Genomic DNA, 26,999 nt, shown 5'->3' on the forward strand with positions numbered 1-26,999 from the left:
TCACCAGTTCAGGAGACAAGCATGCACAACAACAAACCCCTCAACCGCCGCCGACTGCTGGCAGCCGCCACGGCGAGCATCGCCGCCGCTGCAGCACCCGCCTGGGCCAACACAGCGTGGCCCAGCAAGCCGATCCGCATCGTCGTGCCCTACACCGCAGGCGGCTTCACCGACCAGATGACGCGCCTGCTGCAGGTCGGGCTGCAACAGGCGCTAGGGCAACCGGTCGTGATCGACAACAAGCCGGGGGCCAACAGCATCATCGGCGTGGATGCGGTGGCCAAGGCCGCACCCGACGGGCATACCTTTGCCGTGGTGATTGCCGCCTATGCGGCCAACACCACGCTGTACCCCAAGCTGCCCTACGACCCGAAGAAGGACCTGGTGGGCGTGTCCCTGATGGGGATTTCGCCGCTGGTGGCTGCGGTCGCCACGAATGCCCCGTACAAGACCACGGCGGAGCTCGTGGCCTATGGGCGCGCCAACCCTGGCAAGCTGAGCTACGCGTCGTCGGGCTCCGGGTCGGCCGCGCACCTGACCTCCGAACTCATGCGCCTGGTCACCAAGGTGGACATGGTGCATGTGCCGTACAAGGGGGCGTCCCCCGCCTTGGCCGACCTGATGGGCGGGCAGATCCCCCTGTTCCTGGACCCACCACCCAACCTGATCCAGCCCGCCAAGGCCGGCAAGATCCGCCTGATCGGCGTGGCCAGCGACAAGCGCGTACCGGCGTTGCCGGACGTGCCGACCTTCGCCGAGCAAGGCTATCCCGGCATCGTCGGCAGCACCTGGGCCGCCATGCTGGCACCGGCGGGTGTGCCGCGCGAGATCGTGCAGCGCATGTCCACAGAAGTAGCGCGCATCATCCGCAGCGCGGAGGTGTCGCGCCGCCTGGAGCAGAGCATGGGCACGTTCGCCGAGGGCTCCACCCCGCAGGAGTGCGATGCCTTCATCGCCAGCGAAACAGCGAAATGGGCCAAGGTCATCCGCGATGCCGGCGTGGTGGTTGACTGATTCAAACACATAACGATTGCTCCCGGCGCCTATGCGCCGCATCTGCATCCTCCTACAAGGCTGGAACCGGTCGATCCGTACGATCAGTCATCCCTGCAACTGCGGCTGCCCGCAGCCAGGCCCCTTTGGCCAAGAGGTGCCGCCATGATGACCGATTCGCAAAACCTTTTCAGCACAGCGCAGGCCTTGCCTGGTGCGCTGGCGTCGATGGGTTCTGCCCCAGTCATCCGGCAGCTGCGGCACCTGGTGGACAACGGCTTGGCCGATCTGCCCCAGCCCGGCACTGGCCGCACGCTGGAGCGCTGGCAGGCGCTGAGCCTGGTGGCCGGCCACGACCTGTCGCTGGCCAGGCTGTACGAAAGCCATACCGACGCCCTTTCCATACTGCGTGAACTGGGCGGTCAGCCACGATCGCGCGGCGAGGTGTGGGCCATGTGGGCGGCCGAGTCGCCAGGGCGGCGGCTCGAAGCCATCGACCGGGGCGCTGCAGGCATCGTGTTGTCGGGCTCCAAGGCCTCGTGTGCTGGCGCCCTGGGTGCCAGCCATGCGCTGCTTACGGCGTGGCTTCCCGGGCAGCAACCGCAACTCATGGCGGTGGAGCTCGATGATCCCAGCGTCACCATCCAGACCAATGACTGGCACGCCGTGGGCATGGCGGACACCGGCAGTGCGGATGTGACCTTCCACAACACACCCGCGATCATGCTCGGGTCCCCAGGCGATTTCATGCGGCGCTGCGGTTACTGGCATGGAGGGGCCGGTATCGCTGCGTGCTGGCACGGTGGCATTCGCGCGGTGGCCCAGGTGCTGTATGCGGCAGTGCAGCAATGCCCGTCCACCCACCCCCTGCATGCCACGCGCGCTGCAGCATTGGGCAGGGTGGATGTGGTCGTCAACAGTACCGCGGCCGTGTTGCGTGACAGCGCGTCCTGGATCGACGCCCACCCTGGCGATGCGGCGATGACGCTGGCCCTGCGCACGCGGCAGGCGGTGGGGAATGGCGCCTTGCGGGTCCTGGAGGAAACGGGGCGCGCTCTGGAGGGCACGGCCTTCAGCCGGAACACGTTTTTTGCGCGCATGGCGGCAGCCCTGCCGGCGTTCATGCGCCAGAGTCAGGGTGATCGCGACGATACCGCCCTGGCCGCAGCGCTGCTCGCACAGGACAAGCCACCAGCCTGGGCCCTGTGATCAGCGCACGCCCTTTGCGGTGCCGTCCTACATCCAGAGGCCCTGCTCCCGCTTACCATTGGCTTGTCGATACCGCAGTCGACATCCCCCCACTTGCATCACTGCAAGCAGAAAGCCCGCTCAACGCGGGCTTTCCTTTTTGTGCTGCGCTGCGTCGAAACCCCTCCCGTGCCAGGGCTGTTGCGAATGGTTGCCCGACTCCCGTTCCCTGCGGTTCAGAATGCCCTGTCTCCAACCATGCGGGGGTTCTATGCCGATGGAGTACCTGAAAGTGATCGCTGTCGAGATGCTTCCGTTCGACGTGGACGATGAGGCAGGCGTGGACAAGCTGCGGGTGCTGGAAGCCGCCGGCATGGTGGAAGTGCAGTTCACGCAGGAGCGCGGCAGCCCGGCCCGCGTGGTCGCCATCACCGGCCTGGGCAGGGCCTCGCTGCTCGCCGAAGTCGCCAAACAGGTCATCCGACAGCGAAGCCCCGAGGTGTCGTCCGCCTGGGCGGCGTTGTCCTGAGGCGAATTTCCCGGGAAACCTAGGTACGGCTCCCATTCAGCTGCGACTTGGCTCGCAGTGAACTTCGTGTGTGCCGGTGCCATTGGCGCTTGTAGAGGCTTCTGTCCCCGACATCGGCTGCGTAGACGCATGAAGGTGAACGCTATGCCCCAAAAGACGGGCATCGCTACCTGAGCCACTTCCTTCCATGCGCACCTTTACGGCAAATCAGGGCTCTCGCCTTTTGCAACGCCTCTGCACGAACACCGTGTAGGTAAATACCTACCAGCGCATGCGCACCGGTCTTGCGGTCGCATATTGCAGTGCAGCAGAACATGGAGGTCAACAACCCCTCCATCATGAACGACGCAGCGCAATCGACTCCCTTCGCAGCCACTTCGGCTGCGGCGTCGTCCCACTTTCATCACTATGAAGTGCTGGGCGCCCATGTGGATTCCACAGCCACCACCTTCACGGTATGGGCGCCCAATGCCCGCCAGGTCGAAGTCATCGGTAGTTTCAGCAACTGGGCGCCCCTGGCCATGCAGCGCGCACAGGACGGCTCGGGCCGCTGGAGCACGCGCGTGGATGGCGCCGGCCATGGCGATCTGTACAAGTACCGCATCCAGGATTCGCATGGCCAGTGGGCAGAAAAGGCCGATCCCTATGCCACCCGGCAGGAGCACCCTCCCGGCACAGCCTCCCAGATCTGGAACCTCGACTACGAATGGAACGACCGCGCCTGGATGGCCGCACGCGGCGAGCGGCAGGCGCTGGGCGCGCCGATGTCCATCTACGAGGTGCACCTGGGCTCCTGGCAGCGCCAGGAAGACGGGCGTTTTCTGAACTACCGAGATATCGCGCAGCGCCTGGCAGCCCATTGCAACGCCCTGGGCTTCACGCACGTGGAGCTGATGCCCATTACAGAACATCCTTTCTATGGATCGTGGGGCTACCAGGCCACTGGCTACTTCGCACCCACGGCGCGCTATGGCGATCCGCAGGACCTGATGGTGCTGGTGGACACCCTGCACCAGCACGGCATCGGCGTGTTGCTGGACTGGGTGGTGTCGCACTTTCCATCGGATGCGCATGGCCTCGCCCGCTTCGACGGCACGGCGCTGTATGAGCATGAAGACCTGCGCAAGGGCTTTCACCCCGAGTGGAACAGCCTGATCTTCAACTACGGCCGCTATGAGGTGCGCGACTTCCTCATCAGCAACGCCTTGTTCTGGCTGGGCAAGTACCACTTCGATGGCATCCGCGTGGATGCGGTGTCATCCATGCTCTACCTGGATTTTTCGCGCAAGCCCGGCGAATGGGTGCCCAACGCCGATGGCGGGCACCAGAACTGGGAAGCCGTGCGCTTTCTGCAGGACCTGAACTGCGCCGTCTACGCCGAGTTCCCCGACGTGCACGTGATCGCCGAGGAGTCCACTGCCTGGGCCGGGGTGTCGCGCCCCGTCGATACCAACGGCCTGGGCTTCGGCATGAAGTGGAACATGGGCTGGATGAACGACACGCTTCGCTACATGCAGCGTGACCACGCGCACCGGCACTGGCACGAGGGCGATATCCGCTTCTCCATGGTCTATGCCTTCGACGAGAACTTTGTGCTGGCGCTCTCCCACGATGAAGTGGTGTACGGCAAGCGCAGTCTGCTGTCTCGCCAGCCGGGCGACCAGTGGCAGCGCTTTGCCGGCCTGCGCACGCTCTACGGAATGATGTGGTCGCACCCGGGCAAGAAGCTGCTCTTCATGGGCGGTGAGTTCGGCCAGATCGCCGAATGGCACCACGAGCGCACGCTGGACTGGCACCTGTGGGCCAAGGCCCGCCACAGCGGCATGGCGCGCTGGGTGGCCGACCTCAACCGCACCTACCGCGAGCGCCCTGCCCTGCACGCGCACGATTTCGATGCCGAAGGCTTTGCCTGGGCGCCCATGGCACCGCACCAGACCACCGTGCTGGCCTTCATCCGCCGCGCTGGCGACGACATCGTACTGGCCGTGCACAACCTGACGCCGCAGCCTGTCGCCGCACTGCGGGTTGGCGTGCCGGTGGCCGGGCACTGGCATGAGTTGCTCAACAGCGATGCCGAAGCGTACGGCGGCAGCGGCATGGGCAACTTTGGCGGAGTGGATGCAACGCCCACGCCGCTCGAAGGCCAACCGGCCCACGTGCACCTGACCGTGCCCCCTCTTTCGACCGTTCTTCTTTCCAACCGCCCCACAAGGGCTTGATTCTTCACTGGAGCTGATGCTATGTCGCGTACCCGAAATGTGTTGGCGATCGTGATGGCAGGGGGCGAAGGCTCCCGCCTGCACCCCCTGACGGACGAGCGCTGCAAACCTGCAGTGCCCTTCAATGGCAAGCACCGCATCGTGGACTTCGTGCTGTCCAATTTGGTCAACTCGGAGATCTATTCGATCTACCTGCTGGTGCAGTACAAGTCGCAGTCCCTGATCGAGCACATCCGCAGCTCTTGGACCATGACGCGCTTCATCCCCCAGCACTTCGTGACGGTGGTGCCGCCGCAGATGCGCAACGGCCCCGAGTGGTTCCAGGGCACGGCCGATTCGGTGTACCAGAACATCCACCTGATCGAATCCTTCCAACCCGACATCGTGGCGGTCTTTGGTGCTGACCACATCTACCGCATGGACGTGCGCCAGATGGTGGACTTCCACCGAGACAGCAAAGCCCATGTGAGCGTAGCAACACTGCCGGTGCCCCTGTCGCAATGCAACCAGTTCGGCATCGTGGAGATCGACGCCCACCATCGCATTGCCAACTTCGTGGAAAAGCCCAAGAACACTCGCCCCATGCCCGGCAGCAGCACGCATGCGCTGGCATCCATGGGCAACTATCTGTTCGATGCCGATGTTCTGCTCGACGCTCTGAAGAAGGCGCACGCCACAGGCCACAGCGACTTCGGCCGCGATATCCTGCCCACCATGCTGCAATCTCATCGGCTGATGGCCTATGACTTTACCGCCAATGAGATCCCCGGTACCGCGTCTTATGAAGAGCATGCGTATTGGCGCGACGTGGGCACCATCGATGCGTATTTCGATGCGCATTTCGATACTCTGGGCGCCACACCGCGCTTTCGCATGACCAACCGCGAGTGGCCAATCTACGCCAGCCCCGACCAGGCCGAGTCGGCCCAGATCGAGAACGGCGTGATACACCGCTCGGTGGTGGGTTCGGGCAGCATCGTCGATGGCGCAACGCTCAACCATGCCATGCTGCGCCGCTCGGTGCTGGTGGAACGCGATGCGACGCTGGAGCACTGCATCGTCATGGAACGCTCGCGTATCGGTCAAGGTGCCCACGTGCGCCGCGCCATCATCGACCAGGACAACGATATCCCCCCAGGCGAGCGGATCGGCTTCGACGAAGCGGAGGACCGCCGCCGGTTCCACGTCACGGAAAGCGGCATCGTGGTCGTGCCGCGGCAGTTCTTTCCAACGCGCACTGCGTTCGTGAGCAATACGCTCAAGGTGGACCGGGTGCGCCAACCCGTGCCAGCCGCCCTGGGCAACGACTTCAGAGCCGCTGCATGAAGCCCGAGGTACATGCCGCAGGCCCCCTTCCCACGAACCACTTCAAGCGGGTGCGCCCTGTGAGGCAAGTCGGCCCCGGCCGACCCTGGCCCCTGGGAGCGACCGTGGACCGGCTGGGCGTCAACTTCGCCGTCTATTCCTCTGTGGCGACCCGCGTGGAGATCTGCCTGTTTTCCGAAAACGACCGGGAGATGGAGCGCATCGCCCTGCCCTGCCTGACCGACGACGTGTGGCATGGCCATGTGGCGGGCGTCAAGGCAGGCCAGAAGTACGGCCTGCGCGTGCATGGCCCCTATGAACCCGAGGCCGGACAGCGCTGCAACAGCGCCAAGCTGCTGATGGACCCGTTCTCCAAGGCGCTGGACAGGCCCGTGCGCGGCGCGGCGGATCAGTTCGGCTACGAACTCGCTCAGCCCGATGAAGACCTGGTGCCCAGCAAGCGGGACAATGGCCGCACGGCACCCAAAACCCGCGTCGTGCGCTCGCGCTTCGACTGGGGCGACGACCGGCCGCCCCGCGTGCCGGCGCGCGACACGGTGTTCTACGAGGTCCACGCCAAGGGTTTCACGCAGACCCACCCGGGCGTGCCGGAGAACCTGCGGGGAACCTACGCGGGCCTGGCATCGCCGGCTGCCATCGCATATTTCAAGCAGCTGGGCGTGACCAGCATCGAATTGCTGCCGGTGCAGGCCTTCATCGACGACCACCGGCTGGTGGAGATGCAACTGGCCAACTACTGGGGCTACAACACGGTGGCTTTCTTCGCACCCGAGCCGCGCTACGCGGCGCGCGCGGGCGCCGACGGCGGGGTCGATGAATTCAAGGCCATGGTCAAGGCACTGCACGCGGCAGGCCTGGAGGTGATCCTCGACGTGGTCTACAACCACACCGGCGAAGGCAACCACCTGGGGCCCACGCTCAGCCTCAAGGGCATAGACCACGCCGCCTATTACCGCCTGACCGAAGACCGGCGCATGTGCATGGACTACACCGGCACCGGCAACACGGTGGACACCAGCAGCCCGCCCGCCCTGCAATTGGTGATGGACAGCCTGCGCTACTGGGTGCAGGAGATGCATGTGGATGGCTTTCGCTTCGACCTGGCTTCGGCCTTGGGGCGCGATGCCGCAGGTGCCTACACCTTGCGCGCGCCGTTCTTCGCAGCGATGGCGCAGGACCCGGTGCTCTCGCGCACCAAGCTCATCGCCGAGCCCTGGGACCTGGGGCCCTATGGCTACCAGCTGGGCGGCTTTCCCGTTGGCTGGATGGAGTGGAACGGCCGCTACCGCGATGCCGTGCGCGATTACTGGATCAACGCGGACGGCAGCCTGCCGGCGTTTGCGGCCTGCCTGTGCGGCTCGGCCGACATGTACCAGCCCCGGCGGCGCCGGCCCACGGCCAGCGTGAACATGGTCACCGTGCACGACGGCTTCACCCTGGCCGACCTCGTGAGCTACAACGAAAAGCACAACGATGCCAACGGCGAAGGCGGCCAGGACGGAGAATCGCACAACCGCAGCTGGAACTGCGGGGCCGAAGGGGATACCGACGATGCCGACGTGCTCGCGCTGCGCGAGCGGCAGGTGCGCAACTTCCTGGCCACCCTGTTCATGTCGCACGGCACGCCGCTGCTGCTGGGTGGCGACGAGCTGGGGCGCACCCAGCAGGGCAACAACAATGGCTACTGTCAGGACAGTGCCCTGTCGTGGTACGACTGGGAACGCGCGGGCCGGCACGGCGAACTGCAGTCCTTCACCCAGGCGCTGGCGGCCTTGCGTCGGGCGCTGCCCGTGGTCCGGCCCCACACCTGGCCCGTGGACGAGGCGGGCCTGCCGCAGCTAGTCACCGTGAGGTGGCACAGCGTGTGGGGAATGGACATGACCGCGGAGGAATGGGATGACCCCGCAGTGCGCTGCGTGGGTGCGGTCATGGAAAGCGTGGCCGAGGAGGAGCTGTCGGTGATGCTGCTGTTCAACGCCAGCGATGCCGATGCCGTCTTCACCCTGCCCGCTGAGGGCTCCAGCCGCAGCTGGACGCTGCGCATGGACACCCGCGATGCCCGCGTGGTAGCCGTGGGCGAGGAAGCCGGCGCACCCACCGTGGCAGCCGGCGGGCAGCACACCCTGCTGGCACGTTCGATGGCGATACTGACGGCACCTTTCGCACCCAGCCCCCCTGCCACCGCATGAGGCGCACGCACACCATGCCCTTCGGCGCCCGGCTGCTGGCCGGTGGCGGTGCCCGGTTCTCGCTCTGGGCGCCTGCGGCTCAGGAAGCAGCATTGTGGTACCGCCCGACGCCGAAGGCGGCGGCCCGAACCCTCCCCGCCACCCGGGCCGACGGTGGCTGGTGGCAGGCTAATGCCGCCGACGCCGGTGCGGGCACCCCGTACCGCTGGCTCATCGACGGCAAGCTCACCGTGCCCGACCCGGCCTCGCGCAGCAATCCCTGGGGGCCGCACGAGCCCAGTGTCGTCACCGATCCCGCCAGCCATGAATGGAAGACGGACTGGGCCGGCCGACCCTGGAACGAACTGGTCTTCTACGAGCTGCATGTGGGCAGCTTCAGCCCGCTGGGTACTTATGAAGGCGCCATCCGCAAGCTGCCGGAGCTGGCGGCCCTGGGTTTCACGGCGCTCGAACTGATGCCGCTGGCCGGCTTTGGCGGGCAATGGGGCTGGGGCTATGACGGCGTGCTGCCTTTCGCGCCGCATGCGGCCTATGGCAGCCCGCAAGACCTCAAGCGCCTGGTCGACGAGGCGCATGCGCTGGGAATATGCGTCTTCCTCGACGTGGTCTATAACCACTTCGGGCCTGACGGCAACTACCTGCATGCGTACGCGCCCCAGTTCTTTTCGAGCAGCCATGCCAGTCCCTGGGGTGCGGCCATCAATTTCGACCAGGAGGGCAGCGCCGTGGTGCGCGATTTCTTCGTGCACAACGCGCTGTACTGGATCGATGAGTTCGGCATGGACGGCCTGCGCCTGGACGCGGTGCACGCCATCGCCGACGACAGCCGTCCCGACATCCTGCAGGAGTTGAGCGCACGCGTGCGCGAGCTGGCCACGGCCAGCGGGCGCTTGGTGCACCTGGTGCTGGAAAACGAGAAAAACCAGCCCGCCCGGCTGTCCTCCTCGCCCGAGCCCGGCCTGTACGATGCCCAGTGGAACGACGATTTTCACCATGCAGTGCATGTGGCTCTAACGGAAGAATCCCAGGGCTACTATGCCAAGTTTGCGCGCCACCCGCTGGCCTTGCTGGCGCGGGTGTTGACCCATGGCTTCGCCTTTCCCGAGGCGGCCAACGTGGCCGGCGGCGATCCGGTGCCGCTGACGTGTATGGTCAACTTCGTCGGCAACCACGACCAGATCGGCAACCGCGCCTTCGGCGAGCGGTTGGGGCAACTGGCGCCTGCCGAGGGGGCAGAACTGGCGCTGCTGCTGGCCTTGCTCACCCCGGCCACACCCATGGTGTTCATGGGCGATGAATTTTCAGCGTCCACGCCGTTCCGGTACTTTGCCAACTGGGACGGTGGCCTGCGCGACGCGGTGCGCGAAGGGCGCGCGCGCGAGTTCGGCCACGCGTTGACCAGCGATGCCGTGCTGCCCGACCCTTGCGACGTGGCCACTCTTCAGGCCAGCCGACTGCAATGGGACGAATCGGACACGTCAATCGGGCAGACTCGCCGGGCCTTGGTGCAGCGATCATTGGAGGCGCGGCGCACCTGGTTGCAGCCCCGTGCGCAGCAACTGTGCGCAGGGGGCCACACGGCGGAGTTCGTGGGAGAGAGCGGCCTGCGCGTGGCCTGGCACTACCAGGACGGAGCAATACTGAGGATGGAAATGAACCTGGGACCAGACACGGTGGACGCCACACCGTCCGCAACTGCGGCGGACATCGCTGCCGTTGAGGTATTCAGCCACCACTGGACAGGTGACGAGCGGCTGTGGGCCCCATGGTCGGCCCGGTGGACCTGCACCGAAGGTTTGGCATGAGCCAGGAGCCAGCTGTTCATGATGCGCTCGGTTCAGACCTGCACCAGCGCGCCGAGCGCGCCGGCATCGCTACCGAATACGCAAGCTTCTGGGGCGAAACCCTGACCGTGAGCCCCGAAGTCCTGGCCAGGGCCCTGGCCGCCATGGGCGCGCATGCCGATGGCAATGCGCCGCAACCCATCGTGGTGGAACAGGGCCATGCCGCGCAGGTGCCGCTGGACGCGGATGGCCCATGGCAACTGCTAACCGAAGAACCCGGCGCGGCAGCACTGCTGGAGGGGACCGGCAGCGTCGCAGAACTGCCTGCTACGCTGGGCTCTGGGTACTACCTCCTGCACTCGCCCGGTGCCGAGAGGCTGCTCATCGTGGCGCCCCGGCGCTGCTGGCTCCCCGAGGGCCTGCAGTCTGGCGAGCGCTGGTGGGGCATCACCGCACAGATGTACGCGCTGCGTTCGGAGCGCAACTGGGGCATCGGCGACTTCACCGACCTGGCCACCCTGGTCCGGCTGGCGGCTTCGCGGGGTGCCGCGTTCGTCGGCGTGAGCCCGCTGCATGCCTTGCGCACGGAACACCCCGAGCAGGCCAGCCCCTACAGCCCCAGCAGCCGACTGGCGCTGAATGTGCTGCATATCGACGTGGCGGCTGTGCCCGAATTTGCCTGCAGCACCGAAGCCCAGGCCCTTTTAGCGGACAGCGGCTTTCAGCAGCGCTTGCGCGAGGTGCGTGCCAGCCCGACCGTGCGCTACGCCGAGGTGGCGGCGCTGAAGGAACCCGTTCTGGCCTTGCTGTGGCAGGAGTTTCGCTCCACCCACTGGGAGGCCGCCACAGCAAGAGGCCAGGAGTTTGATGCATTCATGGCGCAGCACCAGGCGACACTGGGCCTGCATGCGCGCTACGAGGCCATCCAGCTGAACCTGGGTGCGCGGGATCCGCAGGTCTGGGGCTGGCCCGCCTGGCCGCAGGATCTGCAAGACCCGCAAGGCGCTGCGGCACTGGTCTTCGCACGCGAACATGCCGATGCGGTGGCGTATAGGTACTGGCTGCAGTGGCTGGCCTACGTCCAGCTGGGCCAGGCGTTCGAGCAGGCGCGCGCGTGCATGCCGCTGGGCCTGTACTGCGACCTGGCCGTGGGCGCCAGTGACGGCGGCTCCGAAACCTGGATGTCCCCCGGCCTCTATGCCCGGGGCATGAACGTGGGCGCCCCGCCCGACCCCCTCAGCACTCAGGGCCAGGATTGGGGCCTGCCTCCCGTCAATCCCGTGGCACTCAGCGATGCGCGCTTCCTGCCGTTTCGGCAACTGCTGGCCAGCGTGATGCGCCACGCCTGCGCGCTGCGCATGGACCATGCCATGGCGCTCATGCGGCTGTACTGGAACAGCCCCGAGGGCGGCACCTATGTGCGCTACCCGCTGGAGGCGCTGGTTGCGGTGATGGCCATCGAGAGCCACCGCCACCAGTGCATGGTGATCGGGGAAGATCTAGGCAATGTGGCGCCGCGCATGCGCGAGGCCATGGCCGAGCATGCGCTGCTGTCGTATCGCCCGCTGATCTTCGAACGCCTGGAAGACGGCGCCTTTCGCCCGCCGGCCGACTGGCAGCCACAGGCGCTGGCCGTGGTCAGCACGCACGACCTGCCCACGCTCAAGGGCTTCTGGGGTGGGGACGACATCGCCATCCAGCACTCGCTGGGCTGGCTTGGGGACAGCGATGCTCAGGTGCGCGCCCAACTGGCGCGCGCCCAGGACCGCACCCACCTGCTGGCCGCCCTCGACGCCCAGCAACTGCTGCCACAGGGCACCACGCTCGACGCCCAATCCACCCCCGAGATGACACCCGCACTGGCCGCTGCCGTGCATGCCTTCCTGGCGCGCACGCCATGCCAGCTGCTGGGCGTGCAGCTCGAGGACCTGACCGGCCAGCGCGAACAGCTCAACGTACCGGGCACCACCGAAGACCGCTACCCCAACTGGCGCCACCGCATGCCGGTGCCGCTGGAGCAGTTGAGCGGCGATCCGTATTTCGAAGCCATCAGCCAGGCCGTGGGCAATGCCCGCCGCGCTGCGCTGGTCGAACCTGCCGCTGAACTGCCACCGCTGGTATCGGCGGACGTGCCCGGCGCCACCTACCGGATGCAGCTCAACCGCGGGTTCACCTTCGCGCAGGCCACTGCGGTCGTGCCCTACCTGCATGCGCTGGGCGTGAGCCACCTGTACACGTCCCCCTACCTCAAGGCCGCCGCCGGCAGCATGCATGGCTACGACGTGGTGGACCCGACGGTGCTCAACCCCGAGATCGGCACCGAGGCCGAGCATGCCGCGATGTGCGAGGCGCTGGCCGAACGCGACATGGGCCACGTGCTGGACATCGTGCCCAACCACATGGGCGTGGAGGACCCGGCCAACCGCTGGTGGCAGGACATGCTGGAGCATGGTGAAGCCTCGCCGCACGCGGCCACCTTCGACATCGAGTGGCAGCCGGCCAACCCCCAGACCGGCCGGCGCGTGCTGCTGCCGGTGCTGGGCGACCACTACGGCAAGCTGCTGGAGGCAGGCGAGCTGCAGCTGCGCTTCGATGCCGCTCAGGGCCGCTTGCAGGTGGGCTACTGGGACCATGCGTTTCCGCTCGATCCACGCAGCTACGCCCTCGTGCTGACGGCCGTGTCCATGCCGGCGGCCGCACCGGCTGGGGAACTGGCCGAAATGGCCTCGCTCGTGGATGCGCTGGGCCAGGTGCCGCCCCAGGGCAGCGACGATCCGCAGCAGCGCGCGGCGCGTCTGCGCGATGCTCCCCTGTACCAGCGCCGGCTGGCAGAGATGGCACAGGCCTACCACTGGGTATCGGACTGGGTGCAGGCCTGCATTGTTCGGGCCAACGGGCAAAGGGGAGATGCCGCGAGCTTCGACCTGCTCGACACGGTGCTTCAGGCCCAGGCCTACCGGCTGGCCGACTGGCGCGTGGCGGGCGACGACATCAACTACCGGCGCTTCTTCGACATCAACGCCCTGGCCGCCATCCGCATGGAAGAGCCCGAGGTCTTCGAGGCCGTGCACGCCCTGCCCCTGCGCTGGCTGGCCGAGGGCAAGGTCACGGGCCTGCGCATCGACCACCCGGACGGCCTGGCCGACCCGGCCCGGTACTTCGAGCGGCTGCAGCAGCGCCACGCCGCGCAGCGCCAGGCCCGAGGGCAGCCGCAGCAGGCGCTGTACCTGGTGGTCGAGAAGATCATGGCCGACCACGAACCGCTGCCTGCCGCCTGGCTGGTGCATGGCGGCACCGGCTACCGCTTCAGCACCCTGGTCAACGGCCTGTTCATTGCAGCCGACGCGCAGGAGCGCTTCGACGCCATCTATGGCGAATTCACCGGAGACATCCAGCCCTTCGAGGAAGCCACCTACGAGTGCAAGCGCCTGATCATCGAGACGGCGCTGTTCAGCGACATGGCCTGGCTAGTGGCCACGCTGAGCAAGATCACGCGGGCCGATCGCGCGGTGTGCGACTTCACGCGCAACCAGTTGCGCGTGGCCCTGGTGGAGGTGGCAGCCCAGTTCCCCGTGTACCGCACCTACGTGGTACCCGGCGGCGCGCCGCCCAGCGAGGCAGACCGGCAGCACATCGCCTGGGCCATCAGCGCCGCGCGCCGGCGCCTGGGGTCTGCCGAAGGCGGCGTGTTGGCCTATCTGCAGGCAGTGCTGCAAGGCGAGCCCGGGGCCGAGCCCACTCTGCGCGCGCGCTTCACCCGCCGATGGCAGCAGTTCACGGCACCGGTGATGGCCAAGTCGGTCGAGGACACGCTGTTCTACCGCTATGTGCGGCTGGTCTCGCTCAACGACGTGGGGGCGGAGCCGCGGCGCTTTGGCGTCTCGGTGGCGGCTTTCCACCAGGGCAACCTGCAGCGCTCGCGGCATCTGCCGCACGAACTGCTGGCCACCTCCACGCACGACAGCAAGCGTTCGGAAGACGTGCGCGCACGGCTCAATGTGCTGTCTGAAATGCCTGATGCCTGGCAGGACACGGTGCAGGCGCTGCAGGCGGTCGGCCAGCGCTTCGAGGTCGAAATCGACGGGCAGGCATCGCCGCTGCCCCACGACCTGTGGGGCCTGTACCAGGCCATGGTGGGCATCTGGCCAGCCCGCGCCACGGACGCCCATGAGCGCCAGGAGCTGGTGCAGCGCATCCAGCGCTACAAGGAAAAGGCCATGCGCGAGGCCAAACTCATGAGCAACTGGCTGTTCCCCAACGAGGCCTACGAGGCGGCCCTGCGCGATTACATCGAAAAGGCCCTGTCCACGGAACGTTTCGTCGCCGTGCTCGAGGACTTCGTGCAACGCATCGCCCCCCATGGCTTTCGCAACAGCCTGGGCCAGCTGGCGCTCAAGCTCACGGCGCCGGGCGTGCCGGACATCTACCAAGGCTGCGAGGTCTGGAACTTCTCGCTGGTGGACCCGGACAACCGCCGCCCCGTTGACCTGGCGGAGCTGGCCGCTTCGCTGCAGCCGCTGCGCGCGCTGTACCAGGGCAATGCACAATTTCCGAGCCCTGCCGACTGGCATGCGCTGTTGGGCGACGGCCCTGCCATGCCCCCCGGCGCCAAGCAACTGGTCACCTGGCGCCTGCTGCAACTGCGCCGGGAGATGCCTGCGCTGTTCCGCGATTCACTGTACCTGCCGCTGGCCGTGGAGGGCGCGTCTCAGGCCCACGCACTGGCCTTTGCCCGCATTGGCGGGGACCAGGCCGTGGTGGTGGTCTGCGCCCGCCTGCTGCTGGGCCTTGGCAAGAACGGATGGGGTGACACCCGTGTGGCCCTGGCCTCGGCCCACCCGGCCCTGGCGCGCCCAGGCCGCTGGCGCGACTGGATGACCGGCAACACGCTGGCCAATGCAGCAGAGCATTCCCTGAACGATGTGCTGGGCGATGTCGGCCCTTCCAGCGCCCGCCTGCCCTTTGCCATTCTGGTGGCGCAAGATACCCCTTTATGAAGATCCTGTTCGCCACGCCCGAATGCGCCCCGCTGGTCAAGACCGGTGGGCTCGGTGATGTCAGTGCCGCCCTGCCCCGTGCCCTCAAGGCGCTGGGGCACGAGGTGGTCATCCTCATGCCCGCGTATGGCGGCATGGCCATCGACGGCACGCTCGACGCCATCGTGCCCGTGCCTGCCTACGGCCCCTGGCCGGCCGCGCAGCTGCTGCAGGTGATGTCGCCAGACGGCATGCCCTTTTTGCTGTTGTCGTGCCCGGCCCTGTATGCGAGTGCCGGCACGCCGTACGGCGATCCGGCCCACACGCCCATGCACGAGCAGGCCCTGCGCTTTGGCCTGCTCAGCCGCGTTGCGGCATTGATCGGCACGGAGCACAGCCCCTGCGACTGGCGCGCCGACATCGTTCACGCCAACGACTGGCCCTGCGGGCTGGCCCCTTTGTACCTGCACCAGGCGCGGGCCGCCGGTCAGCAGGGCGTGGCCCAAAGCCTGATCACCATCCACAACCTGGCATTCCAGGGCGTGTTCCCCATGGATGCCTGCGAGGTGCTGGACATCGCACCGATGTACCGGGGCATGGAGGGCGTGGAGTTCTGGGGTCAGTTGTCCATGCTCAAGGCCGCCCTGCAGTTCGCTGACGCCATCGCCACGGTGAGTCCGACCTATGCGCGAGAAATACAGAAACCGGCCCTGGGCTTCGGGCTCGACGGTGTGCTGCGCGCCCAGGCCGGCCGGCTGCATGGGCTGCTCAACGGCATCGATATAACGGTATGGAACCCGGAGATCGATCCGTTGATCGCAGCCAACTACGGGGTGAAAAACCTGGAGGCCAAGGCGGTGAACAAAGCCGCCTTGCGCAAGCGCTGCGGCCTGGCCGAGTCGCCAGGTCCGCTGCTGGGCCTGGTGGGGCGGCTCACCTCCCAAAAGGGGGTGGACCTTGTGCTGGCGGGGGCCCCTGCCCTGCTTGCGAGCGGGGCCCAACTGGTGGTGCTGGGCCGGGGCGAGGAGCCGCTGGAGGCTGGTCTGCGGGCGCTCGCCAAAGCGCATCCGGGGCAGGTCCACGCCACGCTGGGCTTCGACGAGGCGCTGGCGCACCAGATCGAGGCCGGTGCCGATTGCTTTCTCATGCCCTCGCGCTTCGAGCCTTGCGGCCTGAACCAGATGTACAGCCAGGCCTATGGCACGCCGCCAGTCGTCACGGCCACCGGTGGCCTGGCCGATACGGTGAGCGATGCCGGCCCTGGCCTGGACGAGGGGACCGGCTTCATGATGGCCGCTCCCACGCAGGCAGAATTCGACCGTGCACTGGGCCGCGTGCTGCAGGCCTGGGCGCAGCCCGCGCTCTGGCGCGGCCTGCAGCGCCGGGGAATGTCCCAGCCCTTCGGCTGGGAAGCTGCGGCCCGGCAGTACGTGCAGCTGTATGCGCAACTGCTTGGACAGACGGTGTCACCACCCGCCGCCCAGATGCAGAACGTGGTGAGCATCGACAGCCGGCGCTGAGCCTCAAGCGCCCGCCGCCAGGGGTGACGCTGGCTGGAACGGCTCCGGACGGCGCTGCAGGAGGCGCACGGCGGGTCTATCACCCGCTGGCGGCTCGATGAGCAGGCGCGCTGGTGCTAGGGCATACACCAGCGCCCTCTTGTGCTCGGGGGTGGAAAAACTCTCTCCTGCCTCCAGCACGACGTCGCGCGTGTCGTGGTCCAGGGTGATCCAGACCGTGCCGCTCTGGCAATGCATGCTCTGGCCCGCGGCGTCGGGCACATGGTGCAAGCCGCGGTGGGTAAGTTCGATGATCATGGTAAATGCTCCTATCCATTCGCTGATGGAATGAATATAGTGAGACGACTCTCTGTACTCAAACGGTCATTTGGAATCCTTCGCATGCCAATCCAGAATGTGAAAACGTCTTCCTCGGCCATCGGTCGGGAAGAGCTGCCGCCGCTGGACCTGCTGCGCAGCTTCGAGGCCTCGGCGCGGCACCTGAGCTTTACGCAAGCGGCGCAGGAGCTCTACCTCACCCAGTCTGCGGTCAGCCGCCAGATCCAGCAGATGGAAGCCTGGCTCGGTGTGGCCCTGTTCGAGCGCCGGCACCGGTCCCTGGTGCTCACCGAGGCGGGGGCCGTCATGCACCGGGCGGCAGTGGATGCGCTGGAGCGGCTGCGCGATGCCACCGCTCGGGTGCGCGCCGCCCCGGCCCTGCGCCAGGTGGCAATGACCTGCACCCCGGGCTTCGCATCGCTGTGGCTCATCCCCCGGCTGGCGCACTTCACCGCGCAGCACCCGGATGTGGACGTGCGCATCTCGGCCACCCTGGAGCTTTTGGACCTGGACCGCAGCCAGCTGGACCTGGCGGTGCGCTTTTGCCCGACCGAGGATGGGCTGGGCACTCCCTTGTTTGAGGAATGGGTGGTCCCCATGTGCTCTCCTGCCCTGGCCGCCAACGCAGCCAACCCCTTGCAGCAGCCCGCCGACCTGGTGCGCCACACCCTGCTCGCCGTGGACCAGCACCCTGGCATGCCGCTCACGGTGGAATGGGCCCCCTGGGCGCGGCTGATGGGGGTGTCGGAAGTGCGCATGAAAAACACCGTGCGCTTCACCCAGTACGCCGATGCGGTGGCGGCGGCGATGCAGGGGCAAGGCGTGGTGATCGGCCGGCTGCCGCTGTTGGCCGAGCTGGTGGAAAGCGGCCGACTGGTGACGCCGTTCGGCAGTTGTGCCTCGTCGCAGCGCGGCTACTACATGGTGTCGGGTGTTCGCGGCGGCGCCAACCCCGATGCGCAGGACTTCGTGCGCTGGCTGCGCAGCGAGGCCGACGCGGCGCTGAAACCCGCCACGCTGGCCTGACCGCCCGCACCCTGTGCTGGATTTCACGGTTTCAATCAATGCTGGGGTCTCCTCGTTTTCAGTGCAATAAGTGACGGTACGAAAAGCTAGCACTGGCGCGGAGGTGGTGTTGGTAGATCGTTGATTTCATTGACTTTCCTGTTCACTTTCAAATCTGCGATTCGTGGCGTCAAACCGTGGTCGGTTTCATCCATTGGTGCCAGTTATCGATGCATTTGGCCGCGAAGGCAGGATTTGGTCAGCATAGCGGTCAACCGGGAAGCGAAACACACCCCGCAAGTTGATGCTCTCCAGCCTGGTGGGCGCAATCTTCTCGATCAGTTCCGGTGGAATGACCTGGCGGCGGTTCGACCAGCGATCCAGGACCGCCTGCATCTGTGAGGTATTCCACGCCATCACGATGTTGGCCATCAGGCTCAACGCATCGGCCACAGCCTGCATTTCATCGACACGTTTGGCCTGCGCCGGGCTGATCCGGCCGGTATAAATGGCGCGCTTGAGGGCGTTAACAGCCTCGCCCCGATTGAGCACCCGGCGCAACTCGTTCCTGAAAGCGTCCTTGACAAAGTAGTCAGCCAAAAACGCCGTACGCAGCAACCGCCCCAATTGCACGCCAGCCTCATAGATTGGATCGCCCTGGGCGGCAGAACCGAACCGCGCAAGAGCTGCCACCGCACTGGCATGTCCGCTCATGACCGAGGCTGCCAGGTGCACCAGACTATCCCAATGCTTTTCGATCAAAGCGACGTCGACATTGGCTTCGCACACCGCAGCGATTTCTGCGGGCACTTTGGTGCCGCGTGGCACAAAGAGGTGGCGCTGTTTGAGTTCCTTCAACCGCGGGCAAAGATCAAAACCAAGCAAACGGGCATGTGACATGGCAAAGTCGGTGTAGCCATGGGTATCCACAGCAAGCTGGCTGGTCTCCAGCTTTTCTTGGCGGATGACACCTTCAATGGCCACGCCCGCCTGGCGCTCATTGAGCACAAAGGGCTGCGCATGGAAGATGCCCCACCGGTCTTTTACATGGGAGTAGATTCCAATGGAAGGTGTGTTGCGCCGAGGATCAAGCCGGGCTTGCCACACCCGTTTGGTGGTCTCCATGCTCATCATGTCAGAAGATGCCAAATCGGACCGCCCCCAGGTGGCGGCAATCGGGTGTCGCTGCATGAATTCCAGCACAGCCTGGCAGGCCTGGCTCAGACGCCGTTCGTCCCGCGCCCAGCGCATGGCCTGGCGAATGCTGGTGGCAGACAATTGCGGAATCATGCGCGCGCATTCGACCGCAGTCAGACTGGTGCCGTGGGCCATGATGCCGGCATAGACCATCAGCAGCTCGTCGGTAGAGCGCGGCTCACGTCCGAGCATGATCCAGCTAAAGCGCACCTGGGCGTCAACGGCCAGAATCACTTCCGGCAATTGAACCTCACCGATGCGGTGATCCAAAGCCGCGCGCAGCTTGGTCACTTCTGGGTCTTCGTCCTCTGCGGGCAATGGCGACAAATGGAGTTCATCATCCACGCGCAGTACGCCACTGCGGGCTGCAGCGGCCACCGCATCGACACCGGCAGTTACTCTGGCCAGCAAAGGCTTCAAGAAAGTGGCAGCCTTGCTGGGTAACGATAGACGGGCATAGTGTTTCTTGGACTCTGCCTGCCAACGCTCGTCCGTGAAGAACAAGCGCGCACGACCCCGAAAGCTCAGGCTGTGCTCAATCCAGACCGAGCCATTGCGCACCGCGCGGCGCAGGGCAAACAGGGTGGCCACCTCCAACGCCTGAAACGCCCGTTCCCGGTCTGGGCTGGAGATCGAAACCTGCCAGATCATTCCCAGACTTGGTGCCACCACTTCAACTGGCAGCTTTCTGGATCCTTTGAGATATAAAGCTTGCAGCTTGGCAAGGTACTCGATGGCAGGATGCTCGCCGGTGGCCTGCCAGGGCAGCTTTGCAATGGCGACGAGCAACGACCGCACGGGGCGAATTCCATCAATCAATCCCTCGCGGACCAGGGAGGCCCTGCTCGGTGGTTTGCGTTTCTGGGTTTCGGTGATCAAGGCTTCAAGACGGGCACGCAACTCAGCATCTGGCACCGCACCTTGCGCGCTCAAGGCAACAAGTTCGCCGAGCAGCGTTTTGTACATTGCGGCCCAATTGACGGTAGCGGGGACATCGGCGGCAGCCTGACGCCACAGATCGGCGATCCGGCGCTGCACCATAAGGATCAACTGGTCTGTGGTGGTGAACAGGCAATACCGAAGAAAGCATGCGACCTCCACGGTGCGCGCTGGCTCTTTGATCTTGGCTCCGGCTGAGGGCGGCCTGGAGACAAGTCGGCGCGCGTAGCGGCGCAAGATGAGATCGGGGATGTCTGCCAGGTGCTTATGAACGTCCAGCGTGTAAAGCAGGTCGATGCGCTCCAGTACCTCGCTGATTTGGCGGGTTGAGTGTTTCGCCGGTGCAGCCCATAGCCAACTCTGCTGGGTTTGTCCATCTGGGCGCAGCTCTGAAACTGAGGCTCGCCAGCGATCAAGTGTTGCTGGATCAACGCTGGCGGCGATGGCGGTGCCTGTTTCAACTTCAAGCTGGGCAAGTGCCGCCGCAATCAGTGTCCGAATTGCCCGCTCGTGCACGATCACCAGCTTGTTCTTGTACAGCCATTGACGCGCCCGCACGAGTAGCTGATCGCGGTCGGCGCAGCGCGCCACTTCGTCGCGCAGTTCACGTACCAGTGAGCGGCGCTGGTGCTCGCTCATCCACTGGAATCCAAGGACCGTGCAGGCTACTTGTTGGTGATCGAATAGCGTGCGCCCGCGTTCATACATGGCTCTCAGCGAGGCGACTTCTGGTGCTGCAATGCCAAGCTCGTTGCCAAGGTGGCGCCACAAGGCTACTGGAATTACCCGAAAGGCACCGAGCAAACGCCCACTCATGCGCAGGAAACCAATATGGAGCGCCAGACCAAGCTTGTGGGAATCACCTCGGCGTGCATTGATTGCGTCGCGCTCGGCACCATCGAAGGTGAAAAATGCCTTCATCTCGAAGTCGCTGATATCGCGGGGGAGCCCACGCATCCCCAAAAACGTTGTGTGCCAACCCTGCATCGTGAACCTCAAAAGTGGGAGGCCACCATACCCGTTTACAAAGCGAACAGGAAAGTCAATGAAATCAACGGTCTACCCAGACCACCCCCGCGCCAGTGCTAGCTTTGCGTACCGTCACTTATTGCACTGAAAACGAGGAGACCCCTTCTCGGACGGTTTTCTGGGATCGTTGCCTACATCAACACCGACCGCAGCGGGTCGGGAGAACCAATTCATCCTTGGTGTGATCAGTTGCTCCTGCTACCTTGCCCGGCTCGCATCAATAGAGTGACCGGTCTGAGCAACAAAGCGGTCGCTTGAGACCCTGCTCGGCCAATGACCAGTTGCGCAACACGCGAACTTTCAGGCGTTAGGTTCGAGTGTCGGAGATCAGCCTGGAGCGGTCGTTGACTTTCACTTCCCAAATGGCCGCGTCTGACCGATTGCCGAAGTCTAGCCGACCGCCCCGACTGTTACTCAGCGAAGAGTTAGACAATCTGCCGACCTCCGACCGCGGTGTCGAACTCGGTGTCCACGGTACCGAGCCGGCTGTCCAGGAGATCCGAAATACGCAGCTTGCAGTTGAAGAGGTCCCGAAACACGTAGGCGGGATATTTCTGACGGACCCGGCCCGCGGGTCGTTGTGAAAGCGGCTCGAACGCCTATAGTGCCGGCAGGTGGGCCTGTTCTCGGTGAGATGCGGCTTCGGGGCCGAGTGCAAAGGAGGCGTGGTGGGTGAACTGGATGACTATCTGCAGGCTGCCGACCGTGAGACCACGGTGCGAAGTTACGCAGCCGCGATCAAGCACTTCGAGCAGGACTGGAAAGGGCTTCTACCGGCCACCAGCGATACCGTCGCTCGCTACCTCGTGGCCTACGCGAGCACGCACAAGGTCAGCACCTTGAGGCAAAGGCTGGCGGCGCTCGCGCGTTGGCATGCAGAACAGGGCTTTGCGGACCCGACCAAGACACCGCTGGTGCGCAAGGTGCTCAGGGGCATTGTGGCGAAGCACCCGGCCAAGCAAAAGCAGGCGCGACCACTGGAGCTCGATCAGCTCCAAAAGATTTCCGACTGGCTGCAAGCCGCGCAGCGCGCGGCACACGAACAAGGCGATGAAACGGCCTTGCTGCAACTGACGCGCAACCGGTCCATCGTGCTGCTGGGCTTCTGGCGCGCGTTTCGATCCGATGAGATCGTCAACATGCGAGTGGAGAACGTGACGGCCGTTGCCGGAACAGGCCTGACCTGCAGACTGGACAGGAGCAAGACGGATCGCGCTTTGGAGGGTCGCACTTTCCATTGCCCGGCTCTGTCCCGGCTGTGTCCGGTGGACGCCTACCTGGAATGGATCGCCGTCAGCGGCCGCCAGGCGGGCCCGGTGTACTGCAGCATCGACCAGTGGGGCCACATGTCCGATCGACCCATGCACCCCACCAGCCTGATTCCCTTGCTGCGCAAGATGTTCCATGACGCCGGCGTCGAGTCTGCCGAGGGCTACTCGAGCCATTCGCTGCGGCGCGGATTTGCCGGATGGGCACGCGCCAGTGGGTGGGACATCAAGGAGATGATGGAGTACGTTGGATGGCGTGACATGGAGTCGGCATTGAGGTACCTTGATGTCCCAACCGCGGGACTACAGGAGCGCTTCGAAAGCGGCCTCTGACGTTGTCTGGACAACTCTCCAACCAAAGGCCAGCATGCAGCCGATTCTTGCCCCTTACGTGCGCACCTTCGTCGACTCCCTGACGGGTCTCCCGGTACTGCCTTCATCGGTGTGGCTGATCGGCTCGCAGGCCAGTGGCCGAGCCCAGGCGGGCTCTGACACAGACCTGCTTGTGTTCGGCTCATCCGGGTTTCTCGCCGCTGTGCGCGCGGCATTGCCCCAACCGAGCGGCATCGACTGCCTGGTGGTGGTGAACGGCAACGACTTCGAAGAACCCTGGCAGGACAAGCGTGGAGCCCTGGCCCGCTGGAATTGGGTCTTGAAATCAGCCACCGAGGCCCAGTACGAGGGGACGAAATTCATCGCAGATGAGCCTGACGGAACGCTTGGCCAATTTGAAACTCGGCAGGAGAGAGCCATCCGCATCTGGCCCAGTTGAAGTCGAGCTGCAAAAGAATCTTGTCACCTGGAGCCTTGCGGGCAATTCCACCGATGTTCGTTGGCACCCGACGCAGCGAGCTCGCCCAACCGTGAGCCAATGAGCCCATCAAATTCTGGGAGATGAGATGCTTCTTGTGTATGTGGACACCGGCGGAATGCTCAAGGAAGTGGCCGCCTTGGAGGCTGCTGGCCTTCTGAAAACCCATTACTTTCCTTTCGAGCAGCGAAATCGCCGGGTCAAAACTTTCGTCCCCGGCTCGGGCGCTACCTGGAAGCAGAGCAATCTGAGTTCGAAAGAGGCTCCTGGAACCTGGAACGACTACAAATCGTCCGCTCTCTTCGAACCGCTACGCAAGTTGTTGGGCGCCCAGGTCGACGCACAGCACCTCGATTCGGCGGCCAAGGCCGGTTGCACGGTCTTTCTCACGAGCGACAAGACAGACATTTGGTCCAAGCGCGACGCGATACAGGCGCTCGCCAACATCCGGGTGCTCCACATGCCTTCTGAGCTGGCGACGTTGCGGCAGCTGGCGGATGCGGGGACAACTCTTGGGCCGCCAACGGAATAATTTGTGCACTGCACGCCAACTCCGCCCAGCACCCAATAGCCTACTAAATTTGTCGGGTATTTCCTTTTTTGCACTGAATAAATGAAATGGCGAAATGCACCGGCGCGCTAAGTGGTTGATTTATATAGAGCAGCTTTCCGATTTTGCAGACGGAAATGCAAAACGACGAAATAGGGTCATTTTTCGGCCCGTTTGACGGGAGCGCGTTTCGAGGCTGTTTCTCCCTTCAAAAGCACGCTGGCATACCGGGCCACACTGAAGCTCATGGTGCCCCGGAAGTTGATGTGCCCGAAGTGGACCGGCCCGATTCGGCGCAGGATGCTGTCGTCAATGCGTTGCCCGCTGGACTTCAGGCGATCAACGGTTTCTTGCAGTTTCATCGTGTTCCAACCGATCACGACGTTCGTCAAAAGCGCATGCGATCCCGAGATCGACTTGAGCTCGTCGCGGCGGCGGCCTCGTTCGGCGGTGATTCGGCCGTAGTAGATGGCCCGCTGAAGAAGGTGCACCGACTCACCGCGGTTGAGCAAGGTGTGGATTTCCCGCCGGAAGACGTCGTTGGTGAAGTAGTCGCACAGGAACACCGAACGCAGCAATCGACCGTACTGGTCCAGGCAGCGGCGAACCTCATCCCCAGCAGCGGCGCTCCCGTGGCGAGCCAGCGCCCACGCGACGCTTACGCGGCCAGACTTGATCGAGGCAATGAGGCGCATGGTCCGGTCCCAGCCTTCCCGGATGGCTTTTTCGGTGATGGCCGGTATGGCGATTTGCTCGAGGGCCTCGGACACCTTGATCGAGCGGGGTGTCCAGATCTTGCGGTCTGGCAGGCCGGCCAACTGGGGGCACAAGTCGAACTTCAGCAGCTTGGCCACGCTCATGCCGGAGTAGGTGTAGCCATGGGTGTCCACTGCCAAGAGGTCGACCTTGATGCGGTCCTCGCTGTTGGAGTTGTAGGCTTCGATTCCATGCACTGCCGGCGCGTCCTGGCGCGTCAACAACACGATGGGTTGGTCAAAGATGACCGGGTAGCTGCCCAGGATATGGGTGTAGATGCCTGCCGCCGCGGTCTTGCGACGGGGATCGGTTCGGGCAATGAACAGGTGGCGAGTTGCGTCGAGCGCCATCATGTCCGAGGAGGCCTTCTTCCCATCGCTCCACAGCTTGACGATCGGAAACCGCTGCTGGAACGCCACCACGCTGTCGTTGGCTGCGCGCAGCCGGCCAGGCGCCTCGTGCATGCGCATGGCGGCTGAGACGCGGCTGACGGGCACGCCGGGAATCATTGCGGCAGCAGCCTTGGCGTCGATCTCGGTGCCATGCGCGAGCAAGCCCGCATACAGCGCAATGAGTTCTTCGGCGTCTTCCGGCTGGCGGCCCAGCAACATGGTGCTGATTTGGGTCCGACTGTCGATCTCCAAAATGACGTCCGGCAGCTGGGTTGCGCCAATCAAGTCGCTGAGGCGTTGGTTCGTGTGTCGAAGTTCCGGGTCTTCCTCCGCGGCGCGAATCGCCGGTATACGCACGCACCCGTCTTCATCGATCTCAAGCAGGCCTTTTTCAAGTCCGACCTCCACATCGGCAAGGCCGGCACGCAGCAACTCGTACTGGAGGTCAAGCGCTTTGCGCGGATCCAATTCCAGACCATAGGCTTCGCAGAGCGCGACTTTGTCGCGCTCCCACTCGTCCTGCGGAATCAGCAAACTCGCCTTGTTCTGGTAGGTAGCGCTGTGGTTCACATACAGGCTTCCTCCCCGCAGCCCCTTGCTGATGCGCATTAATGCGCAACCTTCAAAAGCCCTGAGTGCCGCCTTGCGATCAGGAACATCGAGAAAGGGGCGCCATTTCGGTTCGACCAGGGAGGTATCAAAGCCTACTGGAAGCTCCTTGGCGCCTGCTGCTCGGAGCGCCTGCAATGCCAACACCAGGCGGCTGTCGGCGTGCTCGGGATCGCCCTTGAGGTCCAAGCAGCCCATGCCGTCCAGGATCGTGCGAACCTGAGTGCTCTGCTCGGTCAAGGTTTCCCGGACAACCTCAGCCTGGCTGACCAGCGGACGGCCCAGCATATCGTCAGCCAGCGCCATGATGGCTGCCAGCCGTTCATGCGCCTCACGCCCGCTGTCCGCAGCAATGCTCCGCATCGATTCGATGGAATGGCGGTACTCGATTGCACGCTGTGCCTGTTTGGCTTGGACACGCTTTTTAGCCCTGTGGACGAAATCGCTGGTGTGCCGATTGTTCCGAAAAATCGCCTCATCGCTGAGCTCACCGAGCAGGTGCTTGAGGAAGCACACGATCTCGATCGAGCGGGTGTCCTCGATGCGGCGGGCGGTCTCGGAGGGCGGCCGATTGACCACCGCTTGGGCGAACGCATGGATGCGGCCGATCGAGAGCCCTTGCAGATCCCACAGGTGCACGCCCAGCGTCTTGAGCGCATCAATGCGTGAGTTCACTTCTTTGAGGCCCTTCACCCCGTGTTTGCCGGCCGATTGCTTCAACCACTCCAGCAACGAGATGCCAGGAGTCGGACTCTCTTCGTGCATCACCTTGAGCACCGCGCGAAGGCGTACTGGAGTGACCGCTGCTCGAATTGTTGCCAGGGCCAGGTTCTCGACAACCTGAAACGCAGATCGGGCCAGGTCGAGCACCACACGCTGGCCTGGCAGGACGATCCTGTTGTCGAAGAGCCATTCCTGGGCGGAGGCGAGGAGTTCATCGACGGACGAGGCGTCGATCGCCTGCTGCGACAGGGCCGCTTTGAGGCGTTCTTCGGCGTTGGAGTCGTAGGTAGAGAAGAGGAGCTTTTCGCGAACCCAAGCCCTATGGTTGCTGATGGTCCGGTCGGCATTCGAGTACAGCGACTTCAGGGAAGCAATCGCCGTCGAGTGGATGCCCAGTTGCTCACACAGCATATTCAACATCGCAGTCGGCATCTTGAGCGCGGCATCGGCATTTCTGCCTGTCAGCGCGAGGAATGACAGCTGCACCGCCAGTCCCAGGTGATAGCGTTTCGCGTAGCCACTGTTCCTGATCTCCCTGACCAGCTCATCTGGCAGCCGACAGTGCAGTTCCACGTCACCTGCATTCAAGCCGGACGGCAGTTTTTCGTAGCCTACGAATCTGTATCGGTAGCTCGACATCAGCGTTCTCCTTCGCTCCAGAGAACACTATAAAGCGCA

The 26,999-nt window shown here is 64.7% G+C and carries 16 protein-coding genes; 13 read left to right on the forward strand and 3 right to left on the reverse strand.

Features of this window, described 5'->3' with window-relative positions; translation table 11 throughout:
• Nucleotides 1-21 precede the first annotated feature (21 nt).
• From ACSQ3Y_RS34230 to glgA, 9 genes are all read left to right on the forward strand, one after another.
• A complete protein-coding gene (locus tag ACSQ3Y_RS34230) occupies nt 22-1,014 on the forward strand; it encodes a tripartite tricarboxylate transporter substrate binding protein (RefSeq protein WP_436180445.1) in 993 nt (330 codons plus the stop codon).
• A 147-nt stretch (nt 1,015-1,161) separates the two neighbouring features.
• On the forward strand, nt 1,162-2,202 hold the full coding sequence (locus ACSQ3Y_RS34235; protein WP_436180446.1) for an acyl-CoA dehydrogenase: 1,041 nt from the start codon (nt 1,162-1,164) through the stop codon (nt 2,200-2,202).
• A gap of 256 nt (nt 2,203-2,458) precedes the next feature.
• The gene (locus tag ACSQ3Y_RS34240) at nt 2,459-2,710 is read left to right on the forward strand and encodes a hypothetical protein (RefSeq protein WP_235514773.1); all 252 of its coding nucleotides are present in this window, start codon (nt 2,459-2,461) and stop codon (nt 2,708-2,710) included.
• A 314-nt stretch (nt 2,711-3,024) separates the two neighbouring features.
• Nucleotides 3,025-4,929: a 1,4-alpha-glucan branching protein GlgB gene (gene glgB, locus ACSQ3Y_RS34245; RefSeq protein WP_436180447.1), complete on the forward strand. Its 1,905-nt coding sequence runs from the start codon at nt 3,025-3,027 to the stop codon at nt 4,927-4,929.
• A gap of 21 nt (nt 4,930-4,950) precedes the next feature.
• Nucleotides 4,951-6,255: a glucose-1-phosphate adenylyltransferase gene (gene glgC, locus ACSQ3Y_RS34250; protein ID WP_057267539.1), complete on the forward strand. Its 1,305-nt coding sequence runs from the start codon at nt 4,951-4,953 to the stop codon at nt 6,253-6,255.
• A complete protein-coding gene (gene glgX / locus ACSQ3Y_RS34255) occupies nt 6,252-8,444 on the forward strand; it encodes a glycogen debranching protein GlgX (protein ID WP_436180448.1) in 2,193 nt (730 codons plus the stop codon). The genes glgC and glgX overlap by 4 nt, the downstream gene beginning before the upstream one ends.
• Nucleotides 8,441-10,249, forward strand: a complete 1,809-nt coding sequence (gene treZ, locus ACSQ3Y_RS34260) for a malto-oligosyltrehalose trehalohydrolase (RefSeq protein WP_428000787.1) — start codon at nt 8,441-8,443, stop codon at nt 10,247-10,249. Before glgX ends, treZ begins: the two co-directional genes overlap by 4 nt.
• On the forward strand, nt 10,246-15,225 hold the full coding sequence (gene treY / locus ACSQ3Y_RS34265; protein WP_436180449.1) for a malto-oligosyltrehalose synthase: 4,980 nt from the start codon (nt 10,246-10,248) through the stop codon (nt 15,223-15,225). The genes treZ and treY overlap by 4 nt, the downstream gene beginning before the upstream one ends.
• Nucleotides 15,222-16,724, forward strand: coding sequence for a glycogen synthase GlgA (glgA, locus tag ACSQ3Y_RS34270; protein WP_428000789.1), 1,503 nt, complete (start codon nt 15,222-15,224; stop codon nt 16,722-16,724). Before treY ends, glgA begins: the two co-directional genes overlap by 4 nt.
• A 3-nt stretch (nt 16,725-16,727) precedes the next feature.
• Here glgA and ACSQ3Y_RS34275 read toward each other — a convergent pair whose 3' ends face one another.
• On the reverse strand, nt 16,728-17,021 hold the full coding sequence (locus ACSQ3Y_RS34275) for a DUF2917 domain-containing protein (protein ID WP_057205298.1): 294 nt from the start codon (nt 17,019-17,021) through the stop codon (nt 16,728-16,730).
• A gap of 84 nt (nt 17,022-17,105) precedes the next feature.
• Between ACSQ3Y_RS34275 and ACSQ3Y_RS34280 the strand changes: the two genes are divergently transcribed.
• Nucleotides 17,106-18,068 (forward strand): LysR substrate-binding domain-containing protein, encoded by a 963-nt coding sequence (locus ACSQ3Y_RS34280; protein ID WP_436180450.1) that lies wholly within the window; start codon nt 17,106-17,108, stop codon nt 18,066-18,068.
• A 186-nt stretch (nt 18,069-18,254) separates the two neighbouring features.
• Here the strand turns inward: ACSQ3Y_RS34280 and ACSQ3Y_RS34285 are convergent, their stop codons facing one another.
• A complete protein-coding gene (locus tag ACSQ3Y_RS34285; protein ID WP_015061186.1) occupies nt 18,255-21,170 on the reverse strand; it encodes a Tn3-like element IS1071 family transposase in 2,916 nt (971 codons plus the stop codon).
• 710 nt (nt 21,171-21,880) lie between these two features.
• On the opposite strand from ACSQ3Y_RS34285, the gene ACSQ3Y_RS34290 reads away from it, so the two are divergent.
• The 3 genes from ACSQ3Y_RS34290 to ACSQ3Y_RS34300 all read left to right on the forward strand — a co-directional run bounded on the left by ACSQ3Y_RS34290 (nt 21,881) and on the right by ACSQ3Y_RS34300 (nt 23,823).
• On the forward strand, nt 21,881-22,813 hold the full coding sequence (locus ACSQ3Y_RS34290; protein ID WP_436180451.1) for a tyrosine-type recombinase/integrase: 933 nt from the start codon (nt 21,881-21,883) through the stop codon (nt 22,811-22,813).
• Between the two features lie 34 nt (nt 22,814-22,847).
• The gene (locus ACSQ3Y_RS34295) at nt 22,848-23,252 is read left to right on the forward strand and encodes a nucleotidyltransferase domain-containing protein (protein WP_179684610.1); all 405 of its coding nucleotides are present in this window, start codon (nt 22,848-22,850) and stop codon (nt 23,250-23,252) included.
• A 127-nt stretch (nt 23,253-23,379) separates the two neighbouring features.
• Nucleotides 23,380-23,823, forward strand: coding sequence for a hypothetical protein (locus ACSQ3Y_RS34300; RefSeq protein ID WP_436180452.1), 444 nt, complete (start codon nt 23,380-23,382; stop codon nt 23,821-23,823).
• A gap of 176 nt (nt 23,824-23,999) precedes the next feature.
• Here ACSQ3Y_RS34300 and ACSQ3Y_RS34305 read toward each other — a convergent pair whose 3' ends face one another.
• A complete protein-coding gene (locus tag ACSQ3Y_RS34305; protein WP_436180453.1) occupies nt 24,000-26,960 on the reverse strand; it encodes a Tn3 family transposase in 2,961 nt (986 codons plus the stop codon).
• Nucleotides 26,961-26,999: the final 39 nt, after the last annotated feature.

The sequence above is a fragment of the Acidovorax sp. LjRoot66 genome, assembly GCF_964253305.1.
In the GTDB taxonomy this organism is placed as follows: domain Bacteria; phylum Pseudomonadota; class Gammaproteobacteria; order Burkholderiales; family Burkholderiaceae_C; genus Acidovorax.